The organism is Pseudomonas sp. IT-P100, assembly GCF_949767185.1.
In the GTDB taxonomy this organism is placed as follows: domain Bacteria; phylum Pseudomonadota; class Gammaproteobacteria; order Pseudomonadales; family Pseudomonadaceae; genus Aquipseudomonas; species Aquipseudomonas fluorescens_B.
In genome coordinates this window covers 191897-213550 of record NZ_CATKQK010000055.1, presented here as the reverse complement: position 1 = coordinate 213550, position 21654 = coordinate 191897, and the positions used below count along the sequence as shown (strand labels likewise).

The 21654-nt window shown below is 59.2% G+C and carries 18 protein-coding genes; 4 read left to right on the top strand and 14 right to left on the bottom strand.

The genetic code is table 11. The features are described 5' to 3' along the window. Window positions 1-26: 26 nt before the first annotated feature. Window positions 27-1700, top strand: a complete 1674-nt coding sequence (locus ACM6IQ_RS24915) for a DEAD/DEAH box helicase (RefSeq protein WP_017339791.1) — start codon at window positions 27-29, stop codon at window positions 1698-1700. 232 nt (window positions 1701-1932) lie between these two features. Here the strand turns inward: ACM6IQ_RS24915 and ACM6IQ_RS24910 are convergent, their stop codons facing one another. From ACM6IQ_RS24910 to minC, 8 genes are all read right to left on the bottom strand, one after another. After that, the gene (locus ACM6IQ_RS24910) at window positions 1933-4089 is read right to left on the bottom strand and encodes a mechanosensitive ion channel family protein (RefSeq protein WP_031319034.1); all 2157 of its coding nucleotides are present in this window, start codon (window positions 4087-4089) and stop codon (window positions 1933-1935) included. A 78-nt stretch (window positions 4090-4167) separates the two neighbouring features. Next, on the bottom strand, window positions 4168-4344 hold the full coding sequence (locus tag ACM6IQ_RS24905; protein ID WP_017339789.1) for a hypothetical protein: 177 nt from the start codon (window positions 4342-4344) through the stop codon (window positions 4168-4170). Between the two features lie 266 nt (window positions 4345-4610). Then, complete coding sequence (locus ACM6IQ_RS24900) at window positions 4611-5900, bottom strand: M18 family aminopeptidase (protein WP_017339788.1); 1290 nt, start codon at window positions 5898-5900, stop codon at window positions 4611-4613. 75 nt (window positions 5901-5975) lie between these two features. Beyond that, entirely contained in the window at window positions 5976-7082 is a 1107-nt protein-coding gene (locus ACM6IQ_RS24895) for a hypothetical protein (RefSeq protein ID WP_414880092.1), read from the bottom strand. Between the two features lie 49 nt (window positions 7083-7131). After that, on the bottom strand, window positions 7132-7767 hold the full coding sequence (locus ACM6IQ_RS24890; protein WP_017339786.1) for an RluA family pseudouridine synthase: 636 nt from the start codon (window positions 7765-7767) through the stop codon (window positions 7132-7134). Between the two features lie 91 nt (window positions 7768-7858). Further along, window positions 7859-8113, bottom strand: a complete 255-nt coding sequence (gene minE / locus ACM6IQ_RS24885; protein WP_007944431.1) for a cell division topological specificity factor MinE — start codon at window positions 8111-8113, stop codon at window positions 7859-7861. Then, a complete protein-coding gene (minD, locus tag ACM6IQ_RS24880; RefSeq protein ID WP_017339785.1) occupies window positions 8113-8925 on the bottom strand; it encodes a septum site-determining protein MinD in 813 nt (270 codons plus the stop codon). Before minD ends, minE begins: the two co-directional genes overlap by 1 nt. A 201-nt stretch (window positions 8926-9126) precedes the next feature. Next, on the bottom strand, window positions 9127-9864 hold the full coding sequence (gene minC / locus ACM6IQ_RS24875) for a septum site-determining protein MinC (protein ID WP_031319033.1): 738 nt from the start codon (window positions 9862-9864) through the stop codon (window positions 9127-9129). A gap of 118 nt (window positions 9865-9982) precedes the next feature. On the opposite strand from minC, the gene ACM6IQ_RS24870 reads away from it, so the two are divergent. The 3 genes from ACM6IQ_RS24870 to ACM6IQ_RS24860 all read left to right on the top strand — a co-directional run bounded on the left by ACM6IQ_RS24870 (window position 9983) and on the right by ACM6IQ_RS24860 (window position 15003). Continuing rightward, window positions 9983-10915, top strand: a complete 933-nt coding sequence (locus ACM6IQ_RS24870; protein ID WP_017339783.1) for a lipid A biosynthesis lauroyl acyltransferase — start codon at window positions 9983-9985, stop codon at window positions 10913-10915. A gap of 34 nt (window positions 10916-10949) precedes the next feature. Beyond that, the gene (locus ACM6IQ_RS24865) at window positions 10950-12119 is read left to right on the top strand and encodes a patatin-like phospholipase family protein (protein ID WP_414880091.1); all 1170 of its coding nucleotides are present in this window, start codon (window positions 10950-10952) and stop codon (window positions 12117-12119) included. 73 nt (window positions 12120-12192) lie between these two features. Continuing rightward, window positions 12193-15003, top strand: coding sequence for an RHS repeat domain-containing protein (locus tag ACM6IQ_RS24860; protein ID WP_414880090.1), 2811 nt, complete (start codon window positions 12193-12195; stop codon window positions 15001-15003). A gap of 68 nt (window positions 15004-15071) precedes the next feature. Here the strand turns inward: ACM6IQ_RS24860 and ACM6IQ_RS24855 are convergent, their stop codons facing one another. The 6 genes from ACM6IQ_RS24855 to alc form a co-directional block, all read right to left on the bottom strand. Next, entirely contained in the window at window positions 15072-15857 is a 786-nt protein-coding gene (locus ACM6IQ_RS24855) for an outer membrane protein OmpK (protein ID WP_017339779.1), read from the bottom strand. A gap of 374 nt (window positions 15858-16231) precedes the next feature. Continuing rightward, window positions 16232-17017, bottom strand: a complete 786-nt coding sequence (locus tag ACM6IQ_RS24850) for an outer membrane protein OmpK (protein WP_414880089.1) — start codon at window positions 17015-17017, stop codon at window positions 16232-16234. A gap of 156 nt (window positions 17018-17173) precedes the next feature. Continuing rightward, on the bottom strand, window positions 17174-18532 hold the full coding sequence (locus ACM6IQ_RS24845) for a nucleobase:cation symporter-2 family protein (RefSeq protein WP_414880088.1): 1359 nt from the start codon (window positions 18530-18532) through the stop codon (window positions 17174-17176). A 104-nt stretch (window positions 18533-18636) separates the two neighbouring features. After that, window positions 18637-19929 carry a urate hydroxylase PuuD gene (locus ACM6IQ_RS24840; RefSeq protein WP_414880087.1) on the bottom strand — a complete coding sequence of 431 codons (1293 nt, stop codon included), beginning with the start codon at window positions 19927-19929 and terminating at the stop codon, window positions 18637-18639. A 50-nt stretch (window positions 19930-19979) separates the two neighbouring features. After that, window positions 19980-20483 carry an ureidoglycolate lyase gene (locus tag ACM6IQ_RS24835; protein WP_007898831.1) on the bottom strand — a complete coding sequence of 168 codons (504 nt, stop codon included), beginning with the start codon at window positions 20481-20483 and terminating at the stop codon, window positions 19980-19982. Between the two features lie 115 nt (window positions 20484-20598). Continuing rightward, entirely contained in the window at window positions 20599-21594 is a 996-nt protein-coding gene (gene alc, locus ACM6IQ_RS24830; protein WP_017339775.1) for an allantoicase, read from the bottom strand. Between the last annotated feature and the right edge of the window lie 60 nt (window positions 21595-21654).

Genomic DNA, 21654 nt, shown 5'->3' with positions numbered 1-21654 from the left:
TTGCGGATGCACTTAGAGGCAGACCCATGACCCAGGAAACCGGCGGCTTCGCCGCTTTTAATCTTAATCCGAATATTCTTGCAGCCGTCATCGCGACTGGCTACGAAGAGCCTTCGGCTATTCAGCAGCAATCGATCCCGATCATCATGGCCGGTCACGACATGATTGGTCAGGCGCAAACCGGTACGGGTAAAACCGCCGCGTTCGCCCTGCCGATCCTGCATTGCATCGATCCTGCCAAGCGCGAGCCGCAAGCCCTGATCCTGGCGCCAACCCGTGAGTTGGCGCTGCAAGTAGCAACCGCTTTCGAAACCTACGCCAAGCAAATGCCGGGCGTAACCGTTGTGGCCGTTTACGGCGGCGCGCCTATGGGCCCACAACTGAAAGCAATCCGTAACGGCGCACAGATCGTTGTCGCCACCCCGGGCCGTCTGTGCGACCACCTGCGTCGCGACGAAAAAGTCCTGTCGACCGTGAACCACCTGGTTCTGGACGAAGCTGACGAAATGCTCAAGCTGGGCTTCATGGACGACCTGGAAGTCATCTTCAAGGCTCTGCCAGCGACCCGTCAGACCGTATTGTTCTCGGCCACCCTGCCACAGTCGATCCGCGCCATTGCCGAACGCCACCTGCGCGATCCGCAACACGTGAAGATCCAGACCAAGACTCAGACCGTTACCGCGATCGAACAGGCTCACCTGTTGGTTCACGCTGACCAGAAGACCTCGGCTGTATTGAGCCTGCTGGAAGTCGAAGACTTCGACGCCCTGATCATGTTCGTGCGCACCAAGCAAGCGACCCTGGACCTGGCCAGCGCCCTGGAAGCCAAAGGCTACAAAGCCGCTGCGCTGAACGGTGACATTGCCCAGAACCAACGTGAGCGCGTCATCGATTCCCTCAAGGATGGCCGTCTGGACATCGTTGTGGCGACCGACGTTGCTGCTCGTGGCCTGGACGTTCCGCGCATCACTCACGTATTCAACGTTGACATGCCGTACGACCCTGAGTCCTACGTTCACCGTATCGGCCGTACCGGCCGTGCCGGTCGCGAAGGTCGTGCACTGCTGCTGGTGACTCCGCGCGAGCGCCGCATGCTGCAAGTGATCGAGCGTGTAACCGGTCAGAAAGTTGCCGAAGTCCGCCTGCCGGACGCTCAGGCAGTTCTCGATGCGCGCATCAAGAAACTGACCAACAGCCTGTCGCCGCTGGTTGGCGATGCCGAGTCGACTCACGGTGATCTGCTGGATCGCCTGACTGCCGATATCGGTTGCACTCCGCGTGCATTGGCCGCTGCTCTGCTGCGCAAGGCCACCAATGCTCAGGCGTTGACCCTGGCTGCGATCGAGAAAGAACGTCCACTGGTGCCGAACAACGCACCGCGTGGCGATCGTCCAGAGCGTACCGGTGATCGTCCGGACCGTGGTGATCGTGAGCGTCGCGCTCCGGTTCCATTGGCCGAAGGTCGTGCCCGTTGCCGTACCGCGCTGGGTGCGCGTGACGGTATCGCTGCCAAGAACCTGCTGGGCGCCATCCTCAACGAGGGTGGTCTGGCGCGTGAAGCCATCGGTCGCATCCAGGTGCGTGACAGCTTCAGCCTCGTCGAGCTGCCGGAAGATGGTCTGGAGCGTCTGCTGACCAAGCTGAAGGACACTCGCGTTGCCGGTAAGCAGTTGAAGCTGCGTCGCTATCGCGAAGATTGATCCGCCTTCGGGTTGATTGATCGAACATAAAAAATCCCCGACTGGTTCGGGGATTTTTTTATGCCTGAGATTAGCGCTGTGGCGAGGGAGCTTGCTCCCGCTGGACTGCGCAGCAGTCCCCTTCTTTTCAGATAGAGAGGGGGGGCGCTTGCGACCCAGCGGGAGCAAGCTCCCTCGCCACAGGTTTGCTTCGCAGGCTCGGCAGCTGCTACAGGCGATCGGGTCGCGGCGGTTATTCTGTTGCCGGGCCGCCACCCGCCGTCACCACTTGCACGGTCATGCGCGGCATCGCCAGATCGAGCCCGGCTTCGTCCAGGTGACGTTTCAGGGACAGGTTGAAGGCGCGGGAGACTTCCCACTGCTTGATCGGCGCGGTCTTGAATCGTGCCCGAAGTATCGCGTTGCCGGACTCGAAACTCTCGACCCCTTGAATCTCCAGCGGCGACCAGATGTTGCGCCGTTGCAGCGGATCGTTGCGCATCTTCTGGCCGACGTCGCGCATCAGTTTGATTGCGTTATCGATGTCCATGTTCGAGGGGATCGCCACGCGGAAGATCGCGTAGCCGAACTCCCTGGAGTAATTCTTGATGCTTTTGATCTCGCTGAACGGAATCGTGTGGACGATGCCGTCGATGTCCCGCAGGCGAACAGTGCGAATGGTCAGGCCTTCGACAGTGCCGAGGTGGCCGCCGACATCCACGTAGTCGTCGATGGCCAGGGAATCTTCGATGATGATAAACAGCCCGGTGATCAGGTCGGCGACCAGTGACTGTGCACCGAAACCGATGGCCAGACCGATGACGCCGGCGCCGGCCAGCAATGGCGTGACGTTCATGCCCATGTTCGCCAGGGCGACGATCAACGCCACGATGAAGATCGCCACGAACAGCACATTGCGGATCAGCGGCATCATTGTCTGCGCGCGGGCATTGGCCAGGCCTTTGCGCGAGCGGGTGAGGGCGTGGTGCACCGCGGTGTCGCTGAGAATCCAGATCAGCCAGGCAAAAATCAGCGTGCCGCCGAGGCTGAACAGTTTGACGCTGACTTCATGGCCTTCACCTTCGGTGAACGCAATCAGCGACATGCCCCAGACGCGCAGGCCCAGTTCGATGAATGCCAGCCACACCAGCAAATGGGCAAGGGTATAGAAGAAGCTTTTCAGGCGTTCGGAATACAGCGCATGACGCTTCACGCCACGTTGCGGTTTCAGCGCATGGCGACGCACCAGCCCATTGATGACCATGCACAACACCAGCAGCACGGTGCAGATCAGCGACTGACGCAGTGCGGTACTGGTGTCGCCGGCCGAGACGAAGGTGGCGAACAGCGAGATGGCCACCAGTACCAGCGCCGGCACGTACCAGAAGGTCCCGAGAATATCGATGGTGTCGCTCAGGGCGCGGCGGGTCAGGCGCCGGGACAGCGGCTGGTTGCGGATCAGGTGGGCGATGGGGCGCCGGAAGCGCAGGATGAACAGGCCGGTAGACAGCGCGGCCAGCACATTGGCGATGGTGGCGGCGGTGTGCGCCAGGTGGCTGCCCAGGCTGGTCACCAGTCGCGGATCGCTCAGGGCTTCACCGAACGCGGCGAAACTGCCGATCAGCCACAACGGCCGAAAGGCCTGATGCCGCAGGATGTACAAGGCGCGGTGACGATGCGGACCGTCGAGCAGGGAAAAAGCGATCACGCAGATCGCCGAAAAACACGTGCCGACCACCAACGCATAGGCCAGCACCATGGCCAGGCTTTTGCCCAATGACGAGGGCAAGGCGTAACTCATGTACACCGTGATGACCAGGGCGATCAGCCAAGGGCCAAGTTTGCGCAGGGCAAACCGCAGCATGTCGAGGGCCTTGGGGTGTTGCGGCAATTCCTCGGTCAGGCCGAAGCGCATCCGCACCCGGTGCCCGAGCCAGATCAGTGCGGCGGCCAGCAGGCTCCAGATCATCAGGATCATGGCGAAGGCAAAAATGATCGGCAGCCATTCATTGACCGGTAGCGCCAGTGCTATCAGTTCGTCTTTGGCCAGATTGAATTCTTCGGACCAGCGCGTAAGCGGGCTGTCGGCGCCGGAGAACTGTTTTTCGAAATTGGCCAGCGTTCCGCCGATCAGGCCCAGCACGCCTTCTTCTTTGGTCGGTTGGGCTTTTTTGGTGGCGTCGCGCAACTTCTTCAGGTCGGCCAGCAACTTGCTGCGTTGCTGATCGTTCTCCAGCGACTTGATGACTTCGTCGAGTGATTGCCCCAGAGGTTCTTGCGCCTCCGGCTGGGTTTTCGCGGAGCCGTTGAGCAGGCTCGGCAAACCGGCGGCCTCGGCAGGCGTGATCGGCAGCAGCGTCATGAGGCAGACGAGGAAAAGACAGGGCAGGGCAAAAAGACGAGCGAACACTAGGCGGTCAACCTTGAAAGGAGCAGATCGACCGAGTGTACGAGCCCGCCAAAATCAATGCGAGCGAGGGGCGAGGATTTATTCGTTGAGTTTGGCGAGGATCTTGAAGACGACGGTGGCGAGGATGGTCAGCATGCCGATCCACATCGCGAACACGCCGACATTCTTGTCACGGAAATTGAAGCCGATGGCCAGCAGGATCATCCCGGCAAGAATCGGGATCAGCATGGCGTGGAATGAAGACATCGAGATCATGGGCGACTGCCTTGTCTAAGGGGGTATTTCAAGTCTAGGTGGGTTTTGGGTGGTCGGTAGTGATGTGTATCAGAATGAGCCGCGAGAACCGCGGGATTATTGTGGCGAGGGAGCGTGCTCCCGCTGGGCTGCGGAGCAGCCCCAACACCAGCCATCGCGTTCTTCCTGGCAGACCGCATTCGTCGGTTTTGCGACTGCTTGGCAGTCGAGCGGGAGCAAGCTCCCTCGCCACAGAGGATTCTCTGCAGATTTCCTTTGCTTGGTGATTACGGCAATTCCTGGCAGGCGTAAAACGCGCTCAGCACTTTCACCAGGTGCGCCAGGTCGTGGCTGCCGCACAACTCGCGGATCGAGTGCATGGCGAACGTCGGCAAGCCGATGTCCACGGTGCGCACGCCCAGGTGGCTGGCGGTGATCGGACCGATGGTCGAGCCACAGCCCATGTCGCTGCGTACCACGAAGCTTTGCACCGGCACTTCCTCGGCCATGCACAGATGGCGGAAGAACCCGGCGGTTTCGCTGTTGGTGGCGTAACGCTGGTTGCTGTTGACCTTGATCACCGGGCCGGCGTTGAGTTTCGGGCCGTGGTTGGCGTCGTGCTTGTCGGCGTAGTTGGGGTGCACGCCGTGGGCGTTGTCGGCCGAGACCAGCAGGGACTTCTGAATGGTGCGTACGAATTCATCACCATCAGGCAGCAGGCGACGCAGGGTCTGCTCAAGCATCGGGCCGTCGGCGCCGCACGCGGAGCAGGAACCGACTTCTTCGTGGTCATTGCAGACCAGCACGCAGGTTTCGTCGGTTTCAGCCGTCAGCAAGGCCTGCAGGCCGGCGTAGCACGACAGCAGGTTGTCCAGGCGCGCGCCGGCAATGAAATCGCCATGCAGGCCGATGACCGCCGCGCTTTGGGTGTCATAGAAACTCAGCTCGTAATCGAGCACCACGTCGGCGTTCAAGCCATGCTCCAGCGCCAGCTGGTTGGTGAGCACGGCGCGGAAGTCCACACGCTCATCGCCGGCAAACTGCGCAAGGATCGGCGGCAGCTCGGTCTGGGCGTTGATGGCCCAACCCATGTTGGCTTCACGATTGAGGTGAATGGCCAGGTTCGGAATGATCGCAATCGGTGCCTTGAAGTCGATCAGCTGGCTCTCGACCTTGCCGTCGCGGCGGAAGGTCACGCGGCCGGCCAGGGAAAGGTCGCGGTCGAACCAGGGGGCGAGCAGCGCGCCGCCGTAGACTTCGACGCCCAGTTGCCAGAAACCCTGGCGTTGCAGTTCCGGCTGGGGTTTGACCCGCAGGCACGGGCTGTCGGTGTGGGCGCCGACCAGGCGAATGCCGCCGTGCAGCGCTGAATGACGGCCCATCTTGATGGCGACGATCGAAGAGTCATTGCGGGTGACGTAGTAACGGCCGTTGGCCTCGGTGGACCAGGGCTCGCGTTCATCGAGACGCTGATAACCCGCCGCTTCCAGACGCTGAACAAGGCTGGCGGTGGCATGGAACGGGGTAGGGGAGGCCTTGAGGAAATCGATCAGGCCTTGGTTCAACTCTTCGCGCATAAGTAGCTCCAGACAGCAATGGCGCCAGTTTAACGTATTGGCTTGGGGCTTTGGGCGTGACGTTCGCCACAGTCGTCAACCCGCTGCTGCGACCCGTTTTTTCAGGTAGGACATGATGATCTGCTCGTCTTCAGGCTTGTCCGGTTTGGGCAATTGTTTCGGCCAGCCCTTGTGATGAGTACCCAAGAGTGCCTCCCGACGGGCTTCGTCCCAGCGAAAAATTTCCCGCGAGGCGGATTCCCACCATTCGTGTCGGCATGCCGTGTAGTAGGGGTGATCGGGTGCAGCGCTTCCATATAGCAGGTCGCGACCGATCTTTTTCAGCGCACCTTTATGGTTGCGCAGCTTCCATTTGATTTTCAGTCGCTGCCAGGCGGACGGGTACGGCTTGACCCGTGGTACATCGCGGCACCACTCCACCAGCTCGGGGCTGAACGCCTCCCCATGCTGTGCAAAGAAAAACGCCTGCATCCCATGGAAAAAGCGTTTTTCCGCGAAGTAGTGGTAGATGTACTTTCTCGCTTCGCGCACCGGCTTGTCGCGCATCGCGAACGACAGGGCGATTTGCTCGATCGTGTGAATATCGAAGCTGTCACGGGTCCATTCGTCGATGAATTCGATCGACGCTGCCAGCAGGGGCGCGTCGCGGTCGGTCAGGCCGCAGAGTCCGCTGTTGTACAGCTTGAAACCGTCGTCTGCGGTGATGCCGTGAGTGCGCAGGTATTCGCCGAGCTTCACGTATTCGTCGCGTTTGCAGACATCCCGCCAGCAGTATTCGAGGCGATCCATCAGGTAGTGCCCGGGCTTGATCTGATTGAAGATCTGGTTCGGGTCGCTGGTGAACAGCGTGTCAGTGTCGACGAACAGGGTTTTTTCCGCGAGCTTGAGGCCTTCCGCCATGGCGCAGGCCTTGCGGCGATGGTGGTAGCCGTTTTCACCCTGCCACAGGGTCAGTGTTTCCTGGGTCAGCATGACGGTTTCAACCGGCCAGCCGGCGTAGTCCTCGGGGCGGTCGGTGAGGATTCTGATGCTCGGAAGCTTGCCGTTTTTCGAATGGGACAGCGCAGTCAAAATACTGAATTTGGCTTCGCGTCGGTAAACATCCTGATTGCCGTAGATCAGATAAAGCAGTTGATGTCGGGTTTTCTTGACAGGTGCTGCAGGGGAAACAGTACAACTCATCGGGATAAAATCCTTTTGCTAAAACGGGCGACTGCCTGTCAGCCTGCGCTTAAAACGGTGCCGGGCACTCGAAGCGCAAGCGTTCGCCGCTCTGCGGGTGAGTAAAGCTGAGCATGCTCGCATGCAGGCACAGCCGTGGCCAGGCGGCCAGCGCCTGCTCATGGGCATAGAGGCCGTCGCCCAGCAGCGGATGGCCGATGGAGAGCATGTGCACGCGCAACTGATGGGAGCGGCCGGTGATTGGTGTCAGTTCGACCCGGCACCAGTCGCCGCAACGTTCGAGTACGCGCCAGAACGTCAGGGCGTTTTTGCCGAACTCGTGGTCCACCACGTGGCGCGGTTTGGTCGGCGGATCGTAGCGCAACGGCAGATCGATGCTACCGCTGTCCAGCTCCGGTTGACCCCAGCACAGGGCTGTGTAGGCCTTCTCGGTTTCGCGGTCGTGAAATTGCCGAGACAGTTCGCGATGGGTGTCCGGGTCACGGGCCAGCAGAATGATGCCGGACGTTTCCCAGTCCAGGCGATGGACGATGCGGGCTTCCGGGTAGCCGTTTTCTTGCAGGCGGGTGATCAGGCAATCCTTGTTGTCATCGGCCCGGCCGGGGACGGACAGCAACAGGGTCGGTTTATCCACCACCAGTACGGCGGCGTCCTGATGGATGATACGGATGTTGGACAGCGGCATTAAAACAGCCTCGTAACAAACGCCAACGGCGACTCAGGCCCCCTCCATTGGCAGAGGGGGCCTGAGTCGCCGTGGCTCCTGCCGGATCGACTCAGCGATCTGGCAGGGTGATATTGAGTTCCAGAATCGAGCAGCTACCCTGGTTTTCCAAGGCGACGTGCACGTCATCGGACCCGATATTGACGTACTTGCGGATCACCTCGACCAATTCCTTCTGCAAGGCGGGCAGGTAGTCCGGCGTACTGCGTTGGCCGCGTTCATGCGCCACGATGATCTGTAGACGCTCTTTCGCTACCGAGGCGGTACTTGGCTTCTTGTTAGCACGAAAGAAGTCAAAAATGTTCATTACCGGCCTCCAAACAGACGCTCAAAGAATCCTTTCTTCGTCACATCGAGAAACCGATGCTCCACGGTTTTACCCAGCAGGCGTTCAACGGCATCGCTGTACGCCTGACCGGCGTCGCTCTGGTCGTCGAGGATCACCGGCACGCCGGAGTTGGACGCCTTGAGTACCGCTTGGGACTCAGGGATCACACCCAGCAGGGTCACGGCGAGAATTTCCTTGACGTCTTCGACGCCGAGCATTTCGCCGTCGCTGACGCGTTGCGGGTTGTAACGGGTCAGCAGCAAGTGTTCCTTGATCGGCTCTTCGCCGTTTTCAGCGCGACGCGACTTGCTGGCCAACAGGCCCAGCATGCGGTCCGAGTCACGAACCGAGGAGACTTCCGGGTTGGTCACGACAATCGCTTCATCGGCGAAGTACATGGCCAGGTGAGCACCTTTCTCGATGCCGGCCGGGGAGTCGCAGACCACGAATTCGAAGTCTTCCTTCAACGCCATCAGGACTTTTTCCACGCCTTCGACGGTCAGCGCGTCTTTGTCGCGGGTCTGACTGGCGGCCAGTACGTAGAGGTTTTCCAGGCGTTTGTCTTTGATCAGGGCCTGTTGCAGGTTGGCTTCGCCGTTGACCACGTTGACGAAGTCGTACACGACGCGACGCTCGCAACCCATGATCAGGTCGAGGTTACGCAAGCCGACGTCGAAGTCGACGATAACTGTTTTGTGACCGCGCAGTGCGAGGCCGGTACCGATAGCAGCACTGGTGGTGGTCTTACCCACACCACCCTTGCCGGATGTAACCACGAGAATCTTGGCCAAGGTGTTTCACCCCTAAGGAAAAAGGACATTTAGCCCCTGAAAAACATCTCTAGAAAAACTACTGCAGTCGGACAGCCTTGGCTGGAATCCGGTCCAGAACGGCGCTTACCTTCGATAAACACTGCTTTTGGCCTTTTTCCTACTTCGTTTGAGCCGTATTCGCTACGTTTTAGAGATGCTTGGAAAATGCGGCAGTATCCGTTAAAGCCGAATGATGTTCAACACATCGCCCGACAGGCTGACCTGTACGCCGGCACCCCATAAAGGGTCGCGCCGCAGATCCTCCGAAACCTTGTAGTGGCCTGCGATGGAGACCAGTTCAGCGCTCATTTGCTGACAGAAAATCCTGGCTTTCGTGTCGCCTTTGACCCCGGCCAGTACGCGACCGCGCATCGGGCCGTATACATGGATGTTCCCGTCGGCGAGAAGTTCCGCCCCCGGGCTGACCGACGAGATTACGACGAGGTCGCAACCCTGTGCATAAATCTGCTGGCCGCCGCGCACGGGCGAAGTGATGATTTTCGTCGGTTTGATCGTCGGTTCCGGCGGTTTTTCCGGTTTTTTCGCAACGGCCCCTTCAAGCGGGTCCAGCGGCCGCTCGCGGGCGCCGGACGGTGGCAGCACCGGCAGGTCGACCGCGATGGCGGCAGCGATGTCTTCGATACGGCTGGCGCGGATCGCCAACGTACGCAGACCGTGCTGGCGACAGACGCGCATCAGGCCTGGCAGATCGACCGCGCCTTCGCTGGCCGGAAGCTTGTCCAGCGCCAGTACCAACGGTGCGTTGCTGAAGAAGCCAGGCGCCTGGGCGACCTTGGCGGCCAGTTGCCGATCGAGGCTCTCGAGGTCGTTGCGGGCCAGCTCCAGCACCGTAATGGCGAGCATGCTGCCCTTCAACTGGAACACGGGATCTTGGTCTAGCAGGTCGGTTTGGCTCATGGTCGGCATACAACGGCTTGTCACTAAAAGTGCCGAGACTTATAACGAGAACGCTCGCCAGCCGCAAGCCGGGTCGAACGATGTAGAATGCGCGGCCATCGTCTTTCCGGAAGCTTTAATGGATCGCCCGCGTTTTCGAAAAACATTTCTTATGCCGCGTTTCTGGCCGCTGTGGTGTGGGCTGGGGCTGTTGTGGCTGATTGTTCAATTGCCGTATCCGGCGTTGCTGTCAATCGGCCGCGCCCTCGGCGCATTGATGTATCGCGCGGCGGGCGACCGACGGCGCATTGCCAGGCGCAATCTGGAACTTTGCTTCCCGGAAAAGTCTGCTGCCGAGCGCAAACGCCTGCTCAAGGAAAACTTTGCCTCCACCGGCATCGCTTTCTTTGAAATGGCCATGAGCTGGTGGTGGTCCCGGGAGCGTCTGGCGAAACTGGCCCACGTCGAAGGGCTGGAACATCTGAAGAAAGCCCAGCGCGACGGCAAGGGCGTGATTCTGATGGCGGTGCATTTCACCACGCTGGAAATCGGCGCGGCATTGCTCGGTCAGCAGCACACCATTGATGGCATGTACCGCGAGCACAAGAATCCGTTGTTCGATTACATCCAGCGCTGTGGCCGCGAACGGCATAACCTCGATTCGCTGGCCGTGGAGCGCGAAGACGTGCGCGGCATGCTCAAGTTGCTGCGGGCCGGCCGTGCGATCTGGTACGCACCGGATCAGGACTACGGCGCCAAGCAAAGCATCTTCGTGCCACTGTTCGGCATTCAGGCGGCGACCGTCACCGCCACCAGCAAATTTGCGCGGCTGGGCAAGGCGCTGGTGGTGCCGTTCACCCAGGAGCGTCTGGCGGACGGCAGCGGTTATCGACTGGTGATCCATGCGCCGCTCGAGGGTTTCCCCGGCGAGACCGAAGAAGCCGATTGCCTGCGGATCAACCAATGGATCGAAGGCGTGCTGCGCGACTGCCCGGAGCAATACCTCTGGGCCCATCGCCGCTTCAAGAGCCGTCCGCCGGGCGAGCCCAAGCTGTACGCAAAACGCGGTTGAACCCCTATCCCATCAAGCACCATGGAGCGTTGCGATGAGTCCTGCTGAACCGGTTACAGGGTTGATTCTTTCCGGCGGCGGGGCTCGGGCGGCTTATCAGGTCGGCGTATTGGCGGCGATTGCCGAACTGCTGCCGCTGGGGGCAGACAATCCGTTCCCGGTAATCGTCGGCACCTCGGCCGGGGCGATCAACGCCGTCAGTCTGGCCAGCGGCGCGATGGATTTCCGGGGCGCGATTGAGCGTCTGACAGCCTTCTGGCAGGGTTTCCGCAGTCACCTGGTGTTGCGCAGCGATTGGCCGGGGGTGATTCATCAGGCCAGTCGGTTTGTCAGCCACAGTTTGCTCGGCATCGGCGCTCAGGTGCCGGTGGCCTTGCTCAACAGCTCGCCGCTGCGCGGGTTGCTCAACGACAAACTGCAAATGACCGGCATCGCCGAAGCCATTGCGCACAAGCAGTTGCAGGCCGTCGCGGTCACCGCGTTTGGCTATGAATCCGGACAAGCCGTGACGTTCTATGAGGGCGGGGGCACCATCGACGCCTGGTTGCGTCATCGACGAATCGGCGTGCCGACGCAATTGACCGTCGACCATTTGCTCGCCAGCTCCGCCATCCCATTACTGTTTGCCCCGGTGAAAATCGGCGAAGAATATTTCGGCGACGGCGCGGTACGCCAATCCGCGCCGATCAGCCCGGCCCTGCACCTGGGCGCCAATCGCGTGCTGGTGGTGGGCGTCAGCGGCAACCCACGCGGCGTTGACCCCGAGCAACCGCTGCAACGCGCCTACACCGGCCAGCAACCGACGCTCGCGCAGATCGGCGGGCACATGCTCAACAGTACGTTCATTGACAGCCTGGAAAGCGACATCGAGTTGCTGCAGCGCCTGAACCAGTTCAGTCACCTGATGCCCGATGGCACGCCGACCCGTGCGCTCGGCGTAGCGCCGGTGGAGGTGTTGGTGATTTCGCCGAGCCAGCCGATTGATGAAATTGCTGCGCGTCACCGTCAGGAGTTACCGGCGGCGTTGCGTCTGTTCCTGCGCGGGCCGGGGGCGACCAAGACCAGCGGGGCGGGGGTGTTGAGTTACTTGCTGTTCGAGGCGGGGTATTGCAGCGAGTTGATTGATCTGGGGCGGCGGGATGCATTGGCCAAGCGGGATGAGTTGAGTCGGTTTCTTGGGCTAACGGTGCCTGAAGTCGCTTGAGCTGTCAGTTGTGACAGTAGACATTTACTTGCCTCTACGATCAGATTGAAGCCCTCCGGCAGAGGGTTGCAAGATGGCTGCTGCGCAATGGATCGATGCTCACACGCCAACAGTGACGGTGACGGACCCGCGCGTGTTGGCGGTGCGAAATGTCGCTTATTGTCGTCATCCGCTGAACACATCGATTGATACGCGCATTACCCGTAACCACTTCGATCCTGCCGGGCGGCCATTCGCTGCCTGGGACCCACGGCTGTGGTTAACAGCACCCAAACCCAATCTTCAATCCGGATTCGATTTGCAGGGCCGGCCATTGTTGGTGGACAGCGTCGATGCCGGTTGGCGACTGAGTTTGTTTAATCAGGCGGATGCGGTTTGCTCGTCCTGGGATGGTCGCGGCGGTCAACGTCACACTGAATTCGATCAGCTTCAGCGTGCAATAACTGTTACTGAGCAGATGGCAGACGAGCTGCCGCGGGTATCTGATCGGTTCACCTATGGTGCTGCCGATGACGAGTTCGCCGTTCATAACCAATGCGGACAACTGATCTGCCATGACCACCCGGCCGGCAGTCGGCGCCTCTGCGAATACGGAGTGGGTGGTTTGCTGCTGTCGGAGCGAATGCGTTTCCTGCGCGATCTGGAGCCGACGGATTGGTCGTCCGCGTTCGCCGATGCCGGACTGGAAGACGAAGTGTTCGAGACGACGCAGCTGTACGGTCCTTTGGGGGAGATGCGAAGTCAGACTGATGCCATGGATAACGTCAGATCGTTCACTTACGACCGGGCAGGGCAATTACGTGAGGCCCGACTGAAGCTGGCAGGGCCCTTGGAAGAGCCGCGTTTGCTGGTCAGTGAGATCCGCTACGACGCCTTGGGCGGGGTCGTCAGCGAATGCGCTGGAAATGGCGTCACCACCACCGCCCGTTACGCAGGTGAAGACGGGCGCCTCCTGCAATTGCAATCTTGCAATGTCGAGGGCAAGCCGCTTCAGGATTTTAATTATGCATATGATCCGATGGGCAACATCACCAGCATCGAAGACAAGGCTCAACTGACGCGTCATTTCAACAATCAGCGAATCGATCCGGTCTGTAGCTACACCTACGACAGCCTTCACCAACTGATCGAAGCCACCGGCAGCGAAGTCAGTCAGCCGAGCTACGGCCCAGCGTTGCCGTCGTGGCAAACCCCGCCGCTGGATCCCAGCCAGTTGCGCAATTACATCCAGACCTTCAACTACGACGCAGCAGGTAATCTGCAAACCCGCCATCACAGCGGTGCAGAAACCTTCGAGATGTTTACCTCGCCAGACAGCAATCGCAGTGTTGCGGATAAAGCCAATCTGGTCGACGGCTTCGACGCCAATGGCAATCAACTGGCGTTGTTGCGCGGCCAAAAGATGGGTTGGGACATTCGCAATCAGTTAAGCCGGGTCACGCTGGTCAGGCGTGGCGACGGCCCTGACGATACCGAATGTTATTGCTACGACAGTCCCGGGCATCGACTGCGAAAGGTCCGACTGACCCAGGCTGCGAGTCGTACGTTGCGGGCGGAAGTTCTCTACTTGCCGGGGCTGGAAATTTATCGTGATTCGGCGACTGGCGAAGAACGGCACGTCGTGAGTGTCGAAACCGGGCGCAGTCAGGTTCGAGCCTTGCACTGGGTTACGAAGTTGCCTCGCGATGTTCCTGATTACCAGCTGCGGTTTTGCCTGAGCAATCACCTGAATTCCAGCACGCTGGAGTTGGATGAACAGGGTGGCGTGCTGAGTCGGGAGGTTTATTACGCGTTTGGCGGGACGGCGTTGTGGGCGGGGGCAAGCGAGACGGAAGGCAAGTACAAGACGATTCGTTATTCGGGTAAAGAGCGGGATGCGACGGGGCTTTATTATTATGGGTATCGGTACTGCGCACCGTGGTTGCAGCGGTGGGTGAGTCCAGATCCTGCCTGGTTTGTAAACGGTTTGAATTTATTTGGATATGTCTTAAATAACCCGCTGACGCTCAAGGACGTGGATGGTTTGTCGGGGACAGATTTTAATGATCTTCTTCTTGTAAGCAATCATGAAAAAGCAAGGGAAACTAAAGGGGCGGCTGTAAGTGCACGACAGACAACTTTGCTAAAGGAGTCAAATATAGTTCCGGATAAGCATGAGCGTACTTATCTGGAGGCTTATGCCGCGGACTCAGGGTACTTTGTCAATGACTACCTAAGGTTAGGGGAAGAGAGAGAGTATTCCGAGAGTTATTTTCCTAAAGATGCTCGCGTAGCAAGCGACAATGTATCTCGCGTTTATGACTTGGCTGATATAGTTAGCGCGCTTCCTCACACCGGTGATGTAACACTGTATCGGGGGGGATCAGGGCGCAGAGGGACGTCGGGTGCTTTTTTCAGGCAAGGTCGATTGGGGGTCGGGAATATATTGATCAATACTGATTTCGCCTCTTTTACCGAAAATCCTATCGTTGCCGCAGAATTTGCGGGATTTCACTCAAATGATGAAAGTCGTAAGTTTGACGAGACTTCTGTGATTTTTGAAGTCAATCAGCATTTTAGTCCTAAGCCCATATCTCCTTTATCCCCGCGAAGCGGTTATCCTTTCTATGAATCTGAGTCACTGGCAAATCCCGGTGCAGCGTTTGAAATTATGTCCGTAGAACTATTGGATGTATTGCTTGAGGGGCAGAAGCAAAGCTATGTAAAGGTTTCAATGAAAGAAGTGACCCCTCCGAAGATAGCGGTGGGTAATGGAACTTTTGGGTCAACGATCGTTTTACCGGACAATGTCTTCGATATGCGTACGGGAGAACCTATTGATTTTGATGTTTTTGAGCAACGCTTAGGGAATTCATCGAAGCGGCTTCTAAGCGCTTACTACTAAGGTCGGCGACGTCGAAGATGTTCGCCCGGTATCTTGGCTGCCGGGCGATATCTATTAATCAGTTTTGATCAGAAGTGAAACTTCACCAAGAAACTCGTCGTGCTCTGATCAGTCTTGAAGTACTGGCTGTCTTCAATTCCGTACTTGTTTTTCCAGTAGTCGTATTCCACCCCCACATACAACTGCTTCTCGCCAATGTTCAGTGCTTTACCCAAGTCGTACTTAACCTGCGGATTAAAGTGCAGGTTGGCGTGGTAGTCGCCTTTTGAGTTCGAATCGTTGTCGACCACCCAGTCCATGAAACCGTCGATCAGGATGTTCGAGTCACCCACGGGAATGGTGTAGGACCAGACCGGGGTGATCTGCCAGACGTTATCCCCGGCGCGTGGGCCTTCGGTCTGACGGTTGTAGAAGTTCAGCTGGAAGTAATCGAAGCCCGGGATCGCCAGGTCGAAACCCGGACCGATCAGGTAGGACTCGGTATCGCCTTCACCGAACTCGTAGGTCATGGCCAGCAGCACGTCTTTGACCGGACCGAACCCTATCTTCTGGTCCAGGACCTTGCCCAGGGAAATACGTGGGCTGAATTCCCCGTAATAGGTGTTCGGGCCGACGTTGAAATCCTTTTCGCCGTTGTAGAAGATCTTGTCGACGAAGAAGAAGTTATCCCCGTATTTCCATCCATCGGCGTGTTCGAAAGTCACGGTCTGCTGAATGCGCGGGTTGACCTGGAAGTCCTTGCCATACAGGTAGGTCAGGCTGTTGTTCTGCCATTGCAGCAAGTCGCCGGCCATGGCCTGGCCTCCGGCCAGCAAGGATCCCGCCAGCATCAGGCTAGTGCACGTACGTTTCATTCGGTTGCTCCCAAAAGTAGGTGTTTCACGTTGTTTTTTTAAGATCGGCGCTCTGGTGTGGCGCCTTTATCTGTAGCGTTAAAAAATCATCCAATCGGTGAGCTTCAGTGCTGTCGGCAAGCGCTGCGCCAAGGCTTTCGAAAAGCAAAAAAACTCCCGTTCGGCGGCTCAAGAGCCGTCGATTGAGAGGGGGGTTGGAATGCCTTGTTACCGTCCAGGGCCGGGATAAGTTGGCTTTCTGGTCAGGAATTAAATCCGGGCTTTTTTTTAAAGCGGATTCGGGCGGCCGCGGAGAATACTGACTCCTTGGCCAGGTCTCAAGTGCCCCGCAACAGCGCACCGACGACAGGTTTGGAGCACGGTTGCGGGTCATCTTAAAAGTGCACCTTCACCAGCAGGCTGGTGGTGTTCTCATTCGTGTCGAAGTTGGCGTTGTTTTCGATGCCGTATTTGTCTTTCCAGTAGCTGTATTCGACGCCGACGTACACTTGTTTCTCCCGCCAGCCCAAGGACTTCCCCAGGTCATATTTGATCTGTGGGTTCAAGTGCAGGTTGGCGTGGTAGGTGCCATGTGAGTTCTGGTCGTTATCCACGACCCAGTCGATATAGCCGTCGATCAACAGGCTCGAATTGCCCACTGGCAGGGTGTAGGACCAGGCCGGCGTGATCTGCCAGACATCGTCGCCGGGGCGCGAGCCTTCGGTCTGGCGGTTATAGAAGTTCAAGGTGAAATAGTTGAAACCCGGTACCGCGAGGTCGAAACCGGGGCCGATCAGATAGGCCTCGGTGTCGTCTTCGCCATTCTCGTAGGTCATGGCCAGCAACACGTCCTTGATCGGGCCGAATTCGAAACGGCGGTCGAGGATTTTGCCCAAAGACAGGCGTGGACTGAACTCGCCGTAATAGGCGTGCACCCCTTTATTCCGGTCTTTCTCGCCGTTGTAGTAAGTGCTGTCGACGAACAGGAAGTTGTCGCCGTACTTCCAGCGGTCGGCGTGTTCGAAAGTTATCGTCTGCTGGATCGACGGGTTGACCGCGAAATCCTTGCCATACAGATAGCTCAGGCTGTTGGTCTGCCACAGCAGCAGATCGCCGGCCATGGCTTGGCTCGCGGCCAACAGGCCGCCGGCCAACAGCATGTTTTTTTGTGTCCGAATCATCTGTTGCTCCCTCTTGTTTTTATTGTTCGTGGCGAGGGGATTTATCCCCGTTCGGCTGCGAAGCAGCCGTAAAACAGGCGAATGCGGTTTGCTTGAGAGAATGCTGGGGCCGCTTCGCGACCCAGCGGGGATAAATCCCCTCGCCACAGAGTTCGATCAGTGCGGGTGCGCGTGGCAGTCGTTGATCGCCGCGCGTTCGCGGCCGCCGAGGATGTTGAACAGCAGGTTCAGCGCCAGCGCGCTCAACGTCGCCATGGCGATGCCGCTGTGAGTGATCGGACTCATCCACAGTGGCAGGTGCGCAAAAAACTCCGGACGCACCACCGGTATCAATCCCATGCCGATGCTCACCGCCACCAGCAACTGGTTTCGACGGTCACCGATGTCGGCTTCCTGAAGAATCTTGATTCCGGTGGCGGCGACCATGCCGAACATCGCAATGGCTGCACCGCCCAATACCGCTGGCGGAATCGAGGCCACGAGGAACGCTGCCTTGGGCAGCAGGCTCAGCACGATCAGCAAGCCGCCGGCAACGATGGTCACCGAGCGGCAGCGCACGCCGGTCATCTGCACCAGGCCGATGTTCTGCGCGAACGAGGAGTGGGTGAAGGTGTTGAAGAACCCGGCGAAAAACGACGCGCCGGCATCACACAACAAGCCGCGACGCAGCATCCGTGGGCAGACGTCCTGGCCGGTGATTTTGCCCAGTGCGAGGAACATCCCGGTGGACTCGACGAAGATGATCACCACCACCAGGCACATCGACAGGATCGGTGCGAGTTCAAACTTCGGCATACCGAAATGCAGCGGTGTGACGATCTGCACCCATGGCGCCTGTGCCATGCCGCTGAGGTCGACCATGCCGATCACACCGCAGATCGCATAACCGAGGCACATGCCGATCAATACCGAAATGTTGACCCAGAAACCGCGCATGAAACGATGCACCAACAGGATGGTGGCCAGCACCAGCGCGGCGATGGCCAGGTAAATCGGTGAACCGAACTGAGCGGCACCCGCACCGCCGCCTGCCCAGTTGACGGCCACGGGGAACAGCGACAAACCGATCGAGGTGATGACGGTGCCCGTTACCAGAGGCGGGAAGAAACGCACGACTTTGGACATGAACGGCGCGATGAGCATGCCGAAGAAGCCGGCGGCAATGGTCGCGCCGAAGATCCCCTGCAGACCGATGCCGGGCATGCCGGCCATGGCGACCATGCTGCCGACCGCGGCGAAACTGGCGCCCATCATCACCGGCATGCGAATGCCCATCGGGCCGATGCCCAGCGACTGGACGATGGTGGCGATGCCGGCCACCAGCAGGTCGGCATTGATCAGGAAGGCTATTTCTTCACGACTCAGGCCTGCGGCCTGCCCGATGATCAGCGGCACCGCGATGGCGCCGCCGTACATCAGCAAAACATGTTGCAGACCGACCAGGATCAGTTGCAAAAGGGGCAAACGCTGAATGGCGGGTGCGTCGGGGATGCGCGCTTCGGATAGCTCGGACATGCAACACCTCGGATCTTTTTTATTCTTGTGATTTTGTGCATCAGGGTTGACCGCGGCGCGGTCATTCGCGGGCAAGTCGGATCGCCCGCGAAGCTTTTCAACGCTTAGTTGGTCGGAGCTCCCTGAACAATCCACGCGCCGATCAGGTCACGTTCCTGCTGGGTCATCTGGGTGATGTTGCCCAGTGGCATGATCTGGCTGGTGACGGCTTGTGCCTGGATGCGCGCCGCGTTCTGGCGGATCTGCTCGGGGGTGTCGAACATCACGCCGGCCGGTGCTGCACTGAACAGCGGGCTGGTCGGTTTGGCCGAGTGGCAGACCGAGCAACGTTCCTGGATCACGCTGTGCACCTTGTCGAAACTCGGGCCGGCGTTTGACGCCTGGACCGGTGCTTCAGCAGGTTTCGCGACTGCGGGTTTGGCCCCCCCGCCCACGGCGGTTTCCGGCAACGGCTGGTACTCGATGGTGCCAGGAGCCTTCGCCACTTCCGGTGCGCTCGGCATCTGCGCCGGGCCGGTGACGTAAGCCAGGCAGATCATGCCCACGGCAGCGACGGGCAGGGTCCAGGCAAACTTGTGGCTGTCATGACGGGTGTTGAAGTAGTGACGCACCAACACTGCCAGCACCGCGATCCCGGCCAGGATCAGCCAGTTGTACTGGCTGCCGTAGGTGCTCGGGAAGTGGTTGCTGATCATGATGAACAGCACCGGCAAGGTGAAGTAGTTGTTGTGCCGTGAACGCAGCAAGCCTTTGGCCGGCAGCGCCGGATCCGGCGTGCGGTTCTCGGCGATCGCCGCCACCAGTGCGCGTTGCGCCGGCATGATGATGCGGAACACGTTGCCGACCATGATGGTGCCGATGATCGCGCCGACGTGCAGATACGCACCACGACCGCTGAACACTTTGCTGAAGCCGTAGGCGGCGCCAATGATCAGCACGAACAGGATGAAACCGAGCAGGGCAGGGCGTTTGCCCAGGGCCGAGTCGCAGAGGAAGGAGTAGACGAACCAGCCGACGAACAACGAAGCGATGCCCAGGGCAACACCTTCAGGGCCGGTCAGGCTGCTGCCTGGTGCCAAGAGGTATAGCGTCGGGTTGGAGTAGAACACCACGCACAGCAGCGCGATCCCCGACAGCCAGGTGAAGTAGGCCTCCCATTTGAACCAGTGCAGGTTGTCCGGCATGGTCGGTGGGGCCAGTTTGTATTTTTCCAGGTGGTAGATACCGCCGCCGTGGATCGCCCACAAATCACCGGCCAGACCGCTTTTCGGGTTGACCCGGTTGAGGTTGTTCTCCAGCCAGACGAAGTAGAACGACGCACCGATCCAGGCCACGCCAGTAATCATGTGAACCCAGCGCACGCTCAGGTTCAGCCATTCCAACAGATGTGCTTCCACAGTCTTTACCTCTCGCCCGTCACTCTGTTGTCGAGTGATCGGACCTTCTCTTATTGGTGGGGGGCGAGGATCAAACGCTCATCCTCTTTGAAAAAATGCTCATCGCAGTTATTGCCTGTGCCACTGCGATCAACCACCAGGAAGTCATCCCGCTTTTCGATCGTCAGCACCGGATGGTGCCAAACGCCGCGATGGTAATTAATGCCCTGCCTGCCGTTGGTGACGAAGGCGCGGACCAAGCCTGATACAGGTTCATCGCCAAGTGGCGCGACCACGATCAGAAAGGGGTTGCCGAGCAGCGGAATGAAAGCCTGGCTGCCCAGCGGGTGACGCTCCAGCATGCAGACGGTCAACGGCATGTCCTGCGCGTCGGCGCGGAAAATGCTGATGATCGCCTTGTCCTCTGGCGTGGCGGTTTCCACCGTCGCCAGTTTGTGAAAGCGCATGGTCGAACCGTTGTTGATCATGAAGTGATCGCTGCCGTCGGTTTCGATCACGTCACCGAAAGGGGCGAAGGCTTCTTTGGTCAGCGGTTCAATCGTCAGTGTGCGCATGCTGTTTTTATCCGAATTCTGTGTTGTTGGTTCTGTTGCTATCGCCAGCAGGCTGGCTCCCACAGGGGAACGCATTCCAAATGTGGGAGCCAGCCTGCTGGCGATGGGTTTGCGCTTATTTAGCGACCTTGCCCAATACGCGCAGGCGACTCACACCACCGTCCGGGAACACGTTCAGGCGGATATGGGTGATCGGGCCCAGTGCCTTGATCTGCTCGGCGAAGGTGTGTTCGGCGTGCATTTCCAGTTTCTGCGCCGGCAGCAGTTCACGCCAGAACAGCGATTGGGTTTCGATCTGGCTGTCGGTGCCACCCTTGACGAACGCGCCCTGGATCGAGCACGTGTCCGGGTAGTTGCCCTTGAAGTGCAGGGTGTCGACGATGACTTTTTCGATCTCGCCGGCATGACCCAGCGCGACGATCACCCAGTCATTGCCCGGCGTACGGCGACGTGCGGTTTCCCAGCCGTCGCCCATGTTGATGCCACGGCCCGGGTTGAGGATGTTGCTCATGCGGCCGAAGTGTTCGTCGGAGCAGGCGAGGGCGCGGCCACCGTTCAGGGCTGCGGCCAGGTCGACCTGCTCGTTGTCGCCGACAGCGGACCAGTCGCGGAACGGAATGCCGTACACACGCAGACGGGCCACGCCACCATCCGGATAGATGTTGAAGCGCAGGTGGCTGAAGGCCTGGTCGTTATTGATTTCGTGATAGTGATGGCTGTTGCCTTGGAGCTCGACGGCCGACAGTACTTCAGTCCACTGAGTGTTTTCGTCCGGTTCGCCCGAAGCGAGGAAGCAGGCTTCCAGGGAGGCCGACGGTGGGAAGTTGCCGGTGAAGAATGAAGTGTCGATGTCCACGCCTTTGATCGAGCCGGGCACGCCCAGGCGGATCACGGCGCTGTCGTAGCCTTCGAAGCGCTTGCGGCGCGACTCCCAGCCGTCCATCCACTTGCCGTTGTCATCGAACACGCCCTCCTTCCACACGGCCGGGGTCGGTTGGAACAGACGGTTGGCGTCTGCGAACCAGTCATCGGTGACCGAGATGATTTTGGTGCCCAGGCGGGCGTCGGCCAGGTTGACGAACTTCTCGAAAGGTACGGCGTAAGCTTTCATTCTTCTTGTCTGCCTTTAATTAGTTGGCTTGGGATGCTCTCAGGGCCCTGGGCGATGTAT